The sequence below is a fragment of the Streptomyces capoamus genome (assembly GCF_014654935.1).
Classification (GTDB): domain Bacteria; phylum Actinomycetota; class Actinomycetes; order Streptomycetales; family Streptomycetaceae; genus Streptomyces; species Streptomyces capoamus.
Genome location: NZ_BNBF01000015.1, coordinates 195,889 through 204,565 on the forward strand (window position 1 = coordinate 195,889; position 8,677 = coordinate 204,565).

The following is an 8,677-nucleotide window of genomic DNA, read 5'->3' on the forward strand; positions in this document are numbered from 1 at the left end:
CGGCCAGTGCGCCATCGCCGCGGCCCGGGCCTCCGCCCAGCCGGTGGTCCGCTCCCGGATGTACTCCTCGTCCGTGCGTCCCTCGGCCACCACCAGGTGCAGCAGTCCGAGGGCGAGCGCCAGATCGGTGCCGGGCCGGGGTGCGAGGTGCAGGTCGGCCTGCTCGGCGGTCCTGGTCCGGCGCGGGTCGACGACGATCAGCGTGCCGCCGTTCTCCCGCAGCTCGGTGAAGAACCGCAGCGACGGCGGCATCGTCTCGGCCGGGTTGGACCCGACGAGGATCACGCACCCGGTCCTCGGCACGTCCTCCAGCGGGAACGGCAGTCCCCGGTCCAGGCCGAACGCCCTCGTGCCGGCCGCCGCGGCCGACGACATGCAGAACCGGCCGTTGTAGTCGATCTGCGAGGTGCCCAGCACCACCCGGGCGAACTTGCCGAGCGTGTACGCCTTCTCGTTGGTCAGCCCGCCCCCGCCGAACACCCCGAGCGCGTCCGCGCCGTACCGCTCCCGGGTCGCGGAGAGCCGCCCGGCGATCCGGTCCAGCGCCTCGCCCCAGCCCGCCTCCACCAGCCGGCCGCCCTCCCGCACCAGCGGCGCGGTCAGCCGCACCGCCGGGGACAGCACCTGGGCCGCCGTACGGCCCTTGCCGCACAGCGCGCCCCGGTTGACGGGGAAGTCCCGGCGCTCGGTGACCTCGACGCCCCCCTGGGGCAGGGGCGTGATGTTCAACCCGCACTGCAGGGCGCAGTACGGGCAGTGGGTGGGCGTCGAGGTGTTCTCCATGCCGCCCAGCGTGCGTCCGGCGTGTTACGGCCCCGGGTCGCCTCCGGTTACACCCCCGGCACGACGGCCTCCCCGCGCCGTCCCGCCCGCCGTGAGGCCACGGTCGGCGCGCTGCGCCGGCGCCCCCTCGGCGCACGCCGTCACCGTCCGGCGGCCAGCGCCCGTGCCACCCCCGGCTCCTTCGGCCCGAGGAACCGCGGGTCCGGCCGGAACACCGCGTCCAGGGCGGCCTTGCCCGCCGCGAACACCTCACGTGTCCCGCCGTAGTACCAGGTCGCGTCGTGCTTCGCGTCGACCCCGACGCCGTACGAGTCCACCCCCGCCGCCTCGCACAGCGCGACCGCCCGCCGGATGTGGAAGCCCTGGCTGATCAGCACCGCCCGGTCCACCCCGAAGATCTTCCTGGCCCGGACGCAGGAGTCCCAGGTGTCGAACCCGGCGTAGTCGCTGACGATCCGCGCGTCCGGCACCCCGTGCCGGGTGAGGTAGGCGCGCATGGCGTCGGGCTCGTCGTAGTCCTCGCGGCTGTTGTCCCCGGTGACCAGCACCACCTTGATCCGCCCCGCCCGGTACAGCTTCGCCGCCGCGTCCAGCCGGTGCGCGAGGTACGGCGACGGCTCGCCCCGCCACAGCCCGGCCCCGAACACCACCGCGACATCGGCGCGCGGCGCGTCGGCCGTCGTCCGCAGCCGGTCCGCCGTGGACACGTACAGCCAGGTCACCGGCAGCAGCGCCAGCACGCACACGGCCATCACGGCCTGTACCAGCCGCCGCTGCCCGGTCCGCGTGCGCGGCCACCGCGGCCTACGGATTCCCATGAGGTCCCCCTGTGATCGCCCCGACCGAGGAGGACGCCGGCGAGGGCGGTCCGGTTCGCCTCACACCGTGCATCCGTACGCGGTGACGGGACGGAAAACACCCGTGACGGCCGCGCAACGGGCCGGCAACGTCTCCCGGTCAGGATCCTCCCATGACGGCGTCCACCCCACCCCGCACCGGCAGCCGGACCGTCCTCCCGCTCGGCCGCCGCCCGGTTCCGCCCGCCCTCGTGCTGGTCGCCCACGGCAGCCGCGACCCCCGGGCGCTCACCACCGTGCGGGCCCTCATGGCCCGGGTCGGCGCACTGCGCCCCGGCCTCCCCGTCCACCTCGGGCACATCGAGCTGAACGAACCCCTGTTGCCCGACACGCTCGCCGCGCTCGGCGACACCCCCGCCGTCCTCGTCCCGCTCCTCCTCAGCCGCGGCTACCACGTCAAGCAGGACATCCCGGAGATGGCCGGCGCCGCCCGCGCGCGCACCCGTCTGGCCGCCCCGCTGGGCCCCCATCCCCTCCTCGCCGAGGCCCTGCACGCCCGGCTGACCGAGTCCGGCTGGCCGTCCGGGACGGACTCCGCCACCCGCCGCTCGATGGCCGTCGTCCTCGCCGCGGCCGGTTCCCGCGACCCCGACTCGGCCGCCGACACCGGTCGCACGGCCCGTCTGCTGTCGGCCCGGCTGGGCGTCCCGGTGGTCCCCGCGTACGCCTCGGCGGCGGCCCCGACCGTCCCGGCCGCCCTGCGCACCCTCGCGGCGAGGGGCCGCCACCGGGTGGCGGTGGCGTCCTGCTTCACCGCCCCCGGCCGCTTCGCGAGCCAGTGCGCGGACGCGGCGCCGTGGATCGCCTCGGCCCCCCTGGGCGCCCACGACGCGATGGCCCGCCTGGTCCTCCACCGCTACGACCAGAGCCTCGGGGCGAGGTCGGCCGAAGCCGCTTGAGGGACGCGGGGTGGCTTAGTGTCGACCCATGGAAGGCACCGCACTCGCCACGGCATACGACCCGATCGCAGTCGACCGCTGGGTCCCCGAACCCGACAAACGCCCGGGCCGCACAGCCTTCCAGCGTGACCGCGCCCGCATCCTGCACTCGGCCGCCCTGCGCCGCCTCGCGGGCAAGACGCAGGTGGTCACCCCGGGCACCCGCAACCAGGCGTGGGACCCCAGCCCCCGCACCCGCCTCACGCACTCCCTGGAATGCGCCCAGGTGGGCCGCGAACTCGGCGCGGCCCTCGGCTGCGACCCGGACCTGGTGGAGGCGGCCTGCCTCGCCCACGACCTCGGTCACCCGCCCTTCGGCCACAACGGCGAGACCGCGCTGAACGAGTTCGCCGACGACTGCGGCGGCTTCGAGGGCAACGCCCAGTCCCTCAGGCTCCTCACCCGGATCGAACCCAAGCGGTTCACCGAGGACCGCTCCGTCGGCCTGAACCTCACCCGCGCCACCCTCGACGCCGCCACCAAGTACCCGTGGCCGCGCGGCGCGCACCCCGCCGACCCGGCCTCGCGCAAGTTCGGCGTGTACGAGGACGACCGCCCGGTGTTCGACTGGGTCCGGGCCCACGCCCCCGGCACCCGCACCTGCTTCGAGGCACAGGTCATGGACTGGGCCGACGACGTCGCCTACTCGGTGCACGACGTCGAGGACGGTCTGCACGCCGGGCACATCGACCCCGACTGCCTGCACGCCGAACCGGAACGGCAGGCGGTGTTCGAGGTCGCCGTCGGCCGGTACGTCCCCGCGGACACCGACCCGGCCGAACTCGCCGCCGCCCTGGACCGCCTCCAGGCCGCGGAGTGGTGGCCGCACGGCTACGACGGCACCGCGGCCGCCCAGGCCCGGCTGAAGGACGCGACCAGCCAGCTCATCGGCCGGTTCTGCCTGGCCGCCGAGGGCGCCACGCGCGCCGCCTGGGGAACCGGCCGGCTCACCCGCTACGGCGCCGAACTCGTCGTACCCCGCGGAACCCGGATGGAGTGCGCGGTGCTCAAGGCGATCGCGGACCGCTACGTGATGCAGCGCGCCGAACAGGAGCGGCTGCGCGCCGACCAGCGGGTGATCGTCATCGAGCTGGCCGAGGCGCTGACCGCCCGCGCACCCGAGGGCCTCGACCCGCAGTTCCGGGCGCTGTTCGACGCGGCGGACGACGACCGGGCCCGCAAGCGGGTGATCGTCGACCACATCGCCTCCCTCACCGACGCCTCCGCGCTCTCGCTGCACGCGAGACTTGCGGGGCATATGTGAGAGGAACATGACCCTCCGTGGCCTGATCGGGTCACACCCTCTTCCCGCATCACGCTGTGTGCGGGACGCTCGCATGTGGCGGCACCCCTAGAGGAGGCATCAAGTGGTCGACGCGGATCAGACATTCGTCATCGTCGGAGGCGGTCTCGCCGGTGCGAAGGCGGCCGAGACGCTCCGCGCGGAGGGCTTCACCGGCCGGGTGATACTGATCTGCGACGAACGCGACCACCCGTACGAGCGCCCGCCGCTGTCCAAGGGCTACCTGCTCGGCAAGGAGGAGCGCGACAGCGTCTTCGTGCACGAGCCGGCCTGGTACGCGCGCCACGACGTCGAGCTGCACCTCGGCCAGACCGTGGACCGCGTCGACCGTACGGCCAAGACGGTCCGCTTCGGTGACGACGGCACCCTCGTCCGCTACGACAAGCTGCTGCTGGCCACCGGCGCCGAACCGCGCCGCCTGGACGTCCCCGGCACCGACCTGGCGGGCGTCCACCACCTGCGCCGCCTCGCGCACGCCGAGCGCCTCAAGGGCGTCCTGCAGCACCTCGGCCGGGACAACGGGCACCTGGTGATCGCGGGCGCCGGCTGGATCGGCCTGGAGGTCGCGGCGGCGGCCCGCGAGTACGGCGCCGAGGTCACCGTGATCGAACCGGCACCGACCCCGCTGCACGGCGTCCTCGGCCCCGAACTGGGCAACGTCTTCGCCGAGCTGCACCGCGAGCACGGCGTCCGCTTCCACTTCGGGGTACGGCTCACCGAGATCGTCGGCCAGGACGGCGTGGTCCTCGCGGCCCGCACGGACGACGGGGAGGAGCACCCGGCGCACGCCGTCCTCGCGGCGATCGGCGCCGCCCCGCGGATCGCCCTCGCCGAGGCGGCGGGCCTGGAGATCGCCGACCGGGCGCACGGCGGCGGCATCGCCGTCGACGAGCGGCTGCGCACCTCCGACCCCGACATCCACGCCGCCGGCGACGCGGCGTCCTTCCCGCTGGACCTCTTCGACGCCCGGCTGCGGGTGGAGCACTGGGCGAACGCCCTGAACGGCGGCCCGGCCGCGGCGCGCGCGATGCTGGGCCGGGACCTTGCCTACGACCGCGTGCCCTACTTCTTCACCGACCAGTACGACCTGGGCATGGAGTACAGCGGATGGGCGCCGCCGGGGACGTACGACGAGGTGGTGATCCGGGGCGACGCCGGGAAACGGGAGTTCATCGCGTTCTGGGTGCGCGAGGGACGCGTGCTGGCCGGGATGAACGTGAACGTGTGGGATGTCACAGAGCACATCCAGAACCTGATCCGTTCCCGGGCCGGGGTGAACGTCGAGGCGCTCTCCGACCCGCACGTCCCCCTCGACAGCCTCGTCCCGTGACCTCCGCGGGCACCGGGACGGTCACCGCACCCCCGTAGAATTCACGCGTGGCAGGACGGATCAACGACGAGGACGTGAAGGCGGTACGGGACGCGGTCCCGATCGACGCCGTGGTCTCCGAGTACCTCCAGCTGCGCAACGCGGGCGGCGGCAACCTCAAGGGGCTGTGCCCGTTCCACGACGAGAAGTCGCCGTCCTTCCAGGTCAGCCCCAGCAAGGGCCTCTTCCACTGCTTCGGCTGCCAGGAGGGCGGCGACACCATCACCTTCGTGATGAAGGTCGACCACCTCTCCTTCTCGGAGGCGGTCGAGCGTCTGGCCGCCCAGGCCGGCATCACCCTGCGGTACGAGGAGGGCGGGTACAACCCGGCGCACCAGCGCGGCGAACGCATCCGCCTGGTCGAGGCCCACAAGATCGCCGCGCAGTGGTACGCCGAGCAGCTCGCCACCAGCCCCGAGGCCGAGGCCGGCCGGGTCTTCCTCGCCGAGCGGGGTTTCGACCAGGCCGCCGCCGTCCACTTCGGCGTCGGTTACAGCCCCCAGGGCTGGGACCACCTCACCCGCCACCTGCGCGGCAAGGGTTTCACCGACAAGGAGCTGGTCCTCTCCGGCCTCTCCCAGGAGGGCCGCCGGGGACCCATCGACCGGTTCCGGGGCCGGCTGATGTGGCCCATCCGCGACATCGGCGGCGAGGTCGTCGGCTTCGGCGCCCGCAAGCTGTACGAGGCGGACAACGGCCCGAAGTACCTCAACACGCCCGATACGGCGATCTACAAGAAGAGCCAGGTGCTGTACGGCATCGACCTGGCGAAGAAGGAGATCGCCAAGGCCAGCCGCGCCGTGGTGGTCGAGGGCTACACGGACGTCATGGCCTGCCACCTCGCCGGGGTGACCACCGCCATCGCCACCTGCGGCACGGCCTTCGGCGGCGAGCACATCAAGATCCTCCGCCGGCTCCTGATGGACAACGGCTCGGCCCGCGTGATCTTCACCTTCGACGGCGACGCGGCCGGGCAGAAGGCCGCCCTGCGCGCCTTCGAGGACGACCAGAAGTTCGCCGCCGAGACCTACATCGCGATCGCGCCCGACGGCATGGACCCCTGCGACCTGCGGCTCGCCAAGGGCGACGAGGCGGTCGCCGACCTGGTCGAGCCCCGCACCCCGCTCTTCGAGTTCGCGCTCCGCCAGATCGTGGTCCGCTACGACCTGGACACCCCGGCCGGCCGGGCCGCCGCGCTGGACGAGGCCGCCCCGATCGTCGCCAAGATCAAGAACAGCGGTGCCCAGCACGAGGTCGCCGTCCAACTGGCCGGCATGCTCGGCATCCTCGACACCCAGTTCGTCGTCCGCCGGGTCGCCCAGCTGGCCCGCTGGAACCGCGAGGGCAAGGGCCCGCAGCAGCAGGGGCGCTCCCGGCAGCCCGGGCACCAGTGGACCGAGGCGCCGCGCCCCGCCGTCTCCGGCCCGGCGCTGACCCTGCGCAACCCGGTCTTCGCCGCCGAACGCGAACTGCTCAAACTCGCCCTCCAGCGCCCCGAACTGGTCTCCCCGGCCTTCGACGCCTACGGCGTGGACGAGTTCACCGCCCCGCCCTACGCCGCCGTCCGCCGGGCCGTCGCGGAGGCGGGCGGCGCCGAGTACGGCGTCCCGGACCCGCAGGAGTACCTGGTCCGCGTCCGCGAGGCCGCACCGGACGACACGGTCCGCGCGATGGTCACCGAGCTGGCCGTCGAGCCGATCCTGCGCCGCACGGTGGACGAGACGTACGCCGGCACGGTGCTGGTCCAGATCCGCCGGCGCGCCGTCGAGCGCCGCATCCGTGACATCCAGTCCCAGATGACCCGGCTGTCCACCACCGGCGACGCGGCCCAGCTGGCCGCCGTGCAGAACGAGCTGTGGGTCCTCCAGCAGTACGACCAGGCGCTGCGCGAGCGGGGCGCGCAGGCGCTGTAGCGGGGGCCGGTTCCCGCATCGCCCCGGCCGGTCGGCCCGCAGTTGCCCGACGCATAGTCCACCGAGACGGGTAACCGTCCGGTGACGGACCGGACGCAAAAAGTCACCGCACGACCCTCGTGGCGGGCTTGTGTCGTACTCCACACTGGGGGCGGTGCCCGAGCCTCGGAGCGCACGCTGCCGCACACCTTCAGCAGCGATCATCCTGGAGGTCGCCCCCGTGCAGACCCAGACCCTCACCCAGACCGTCGACAGCACCAGCGCCATCAGCACCCCCAGCGCCACCAGCACCCCCAGCGCCGCCGCGGACGAGCCGGACGCGGAGACGGACGTCCTGATGGCCGTGCCCCCGCAGAGCCGTGCCGACCTGCACCCCGAGGCGGAGCCGCCCGCCGACGCGCTCGTGGACGAACCCGAGGAACCCGTCGAGGAACCCGTCGAGGAACCCGTCGAGGTCCCGGTCGCCGCCCGGGCCGAGTCCGGCGGCCCCTCCGCCGACCTGTTCCGCCAGTACCTGCGCGAGATCGGCCGCATCCCGCTGCTCACCGCCGCCGAGGAGGTGGAGCTCGCCCGCCGGGTGGAGGCCGGCCTGTTCGCGGAGGAGAAACTGGTCAGCACCCCCGACCTGGACAGCGAGCTGGCGCTCGACCTGGACCGGCTCGTCGTCATGGGCCGCGTCGCCAAGCGCCGGCTCATCGAGGCCAACCTGCGGCTCGTGGTCTCCGTGGCCAAGCGGTACGTCGGCCGCGGGCTCACCATGCTCGACCTGGTCCAGGAGGGCAACCTCGGGCTCATCCGGGCCGTGGAGAAGTTCGACTACGCGCGCGGCTACAAGTTCTCCACCTACGCCACCTGGTGGATCCGGCAGGCCATGAGCCGGGCACTGGCCGACCAGGCCCGCACCATCCGCGTCCCCGTCCACGTCGTGGAGCTGATCAACCGGGTCGTCCGCGTCCAGCGCCGGATGCTCCAGGAGCGCGGCTACGAGCCGACCGCCGAGGAGGTCGGCGCCCACCTGGACCTGCCGCCCGAGCGCATCGGCGAGGTGCTGCGCCTCGCCCAGGAACCGGTGTCGCTGCACGCCCCGGTCGGCGAGGAGGAGGACGTCGCCCTCGGCGACCTCATCGAGGACGGCGACGCCGCGAGCCCCGTCGAGTCGGCCGCGTTCCTGCTGCTGCGCGAGCACCTGGAAGCGGTGCTGTCCACGCTGGGGGAGCGCGAGCGCAAGGTCGTCCAGCTGCGGTACGGCCTGGCCGACGGCCGCCCGCGCACGCTGGAGGAGATCGGCCGCATCTTCGGCGTGACCCGGGAGCGGATACGGCAGATCGAGTCCAAGACCCTCAACAAACTCCGCGACCACGCCTTCGCCGACCAGCTGAGGGGCTACCTGGACTGAAGGGGCCGCCGCACGGCGGCGGCCCCCGGCGGCTAGTCGACCTCGGCCACGGCCTGGGCGAACTGCGCCTTGTACAGCCGGGCGTAGGCCCCGTCCGCCGCCAACAGCTCGGCGTGCC

The 8,677-nt window shown here is 73.7% G+C and carries 7 protein-coding genes; 5 read left to right on the top strand and 2 right to left on the bottom strand.

Annotated features, from left to right (window positions below; translation table 11 throughout):
- Both IE312_RS41525 and IE312_RS23495 read right to left on the bottom strand, forming a co-directional pair.
- On the bottom strand, positions 1-783 hold a 783-nt coding region (locus IE312_RS41525; RefSeq protein ID WP_229900334.1), incomplete at its 3' end, for a molybdopterin oxidoreductase family protein.
- A 140-nt stretch (positions 784-923) separates the two neighbouring features.
- Positions 924-1,601, bottom strand: a complete 678-nt coding sequence (locus tag IE312_RS23495; RefSeq protein WP_189984311.1) for a SanA/YdcF family protein — start codon at positions 1,599-1,601, stop codon at positions 924-926.
- Between the two features lie 152 nt (positions 1,602-1,753).
- Between IE312_RS23495 and IE312_RS23500 the strand changes: the two genes are divergently transcribed.
- The 5 genes from IE312_RS23500 to IE312_RS23520 all read left to right on the top strand — a co-directional run bounded on the left by IE312_RS23500 (position 1,754) and on the right by IE312_RS23520 (position 8,559).
- On the top strand, positions 1,754-2,539 hold the full coding sequence (locus IE312_RS23500) for a sirohydrochlorin chelatase (RefSeq protein ID WP_189984312.1): 786 nt from the start codon (positions 1,754-1,756) through the stop codon (positions 2,537-2,539).
- Between the two features lie 28 nt (positions 2,540-2,567).
- Positions 2,568-3,842: a deoxyguanosinetriphosphate triphosphohydrolase gene (locus IE312_RS23505; RefSeq protein ID WP_189984313.1), complete on the top strand. Its 1,275-nt coding sequence runs from the start codon at positions 2,568-2,570 to the stop codon at positions 3,840-3,842.
- Between the two features lie 103 nt (positions 3,843-3,945).
- On the top strand, positions 3,946-5,211 hold the full coding sequence (locus IE312_RS23510; RefSeq protein ID WP_189984314.1) for an NAD(P)/FAD-dependent oxidoreductase: 1,266 nt from the start codon (positions 3,946-3,948) through the stop codon (positions 5,209-5,211).
- 47 nt (positions 5,212-5,258) lie between these two features.
- Positions 5,259-7,163: a DNA primase gene (gene dnaG / locus IE312_RS23515; RefSeq protein WP_189984315.1), complete on the top strand. Its 1,905-nt coding sequence runs from the start codon at positions 5,259-5,261 to the stop codon at positions 7,161-7,163.
- Between the two features lie 145 nt (positions 7,164-7,308).
- A complete protein-coding gene (locus IE312_RS23520; protein ID WP_229900351.1) occupies positions 7,309-8,559 on the top strand; it encodes an RNA polymerase sigma factor in 1,251 nt (416 codons plus the stop codon).
- Positions 8,560-8,677 lie beyond the last annotated feature (118 nt).

Excerpts from the sequence above, each read along its gene's own strand:
- IE312_RS23495 (WP_189984311.1), bottom strand. The coding sequence starts at position 1,601 with ATGGGAATCCGTAGGCCGCGGTGGCCGCGCACGCGGACCGGGCAGCGG.
- IE312_RS23500 (WP_189984312.1), top strand. The coding sequence starts at position 1,754 with ATGACGGCGTCCACCCCACCCCGCACCGGCAGCCGGACCGTCCTCCCG.
- IE312_RS23505 (WP_189984313.1), top strand. The coding sequence starts at position 2,568 with ATGGAAGGCACCGCACTCGCCACGGCATACGACCCGATCGCAGTCGAC.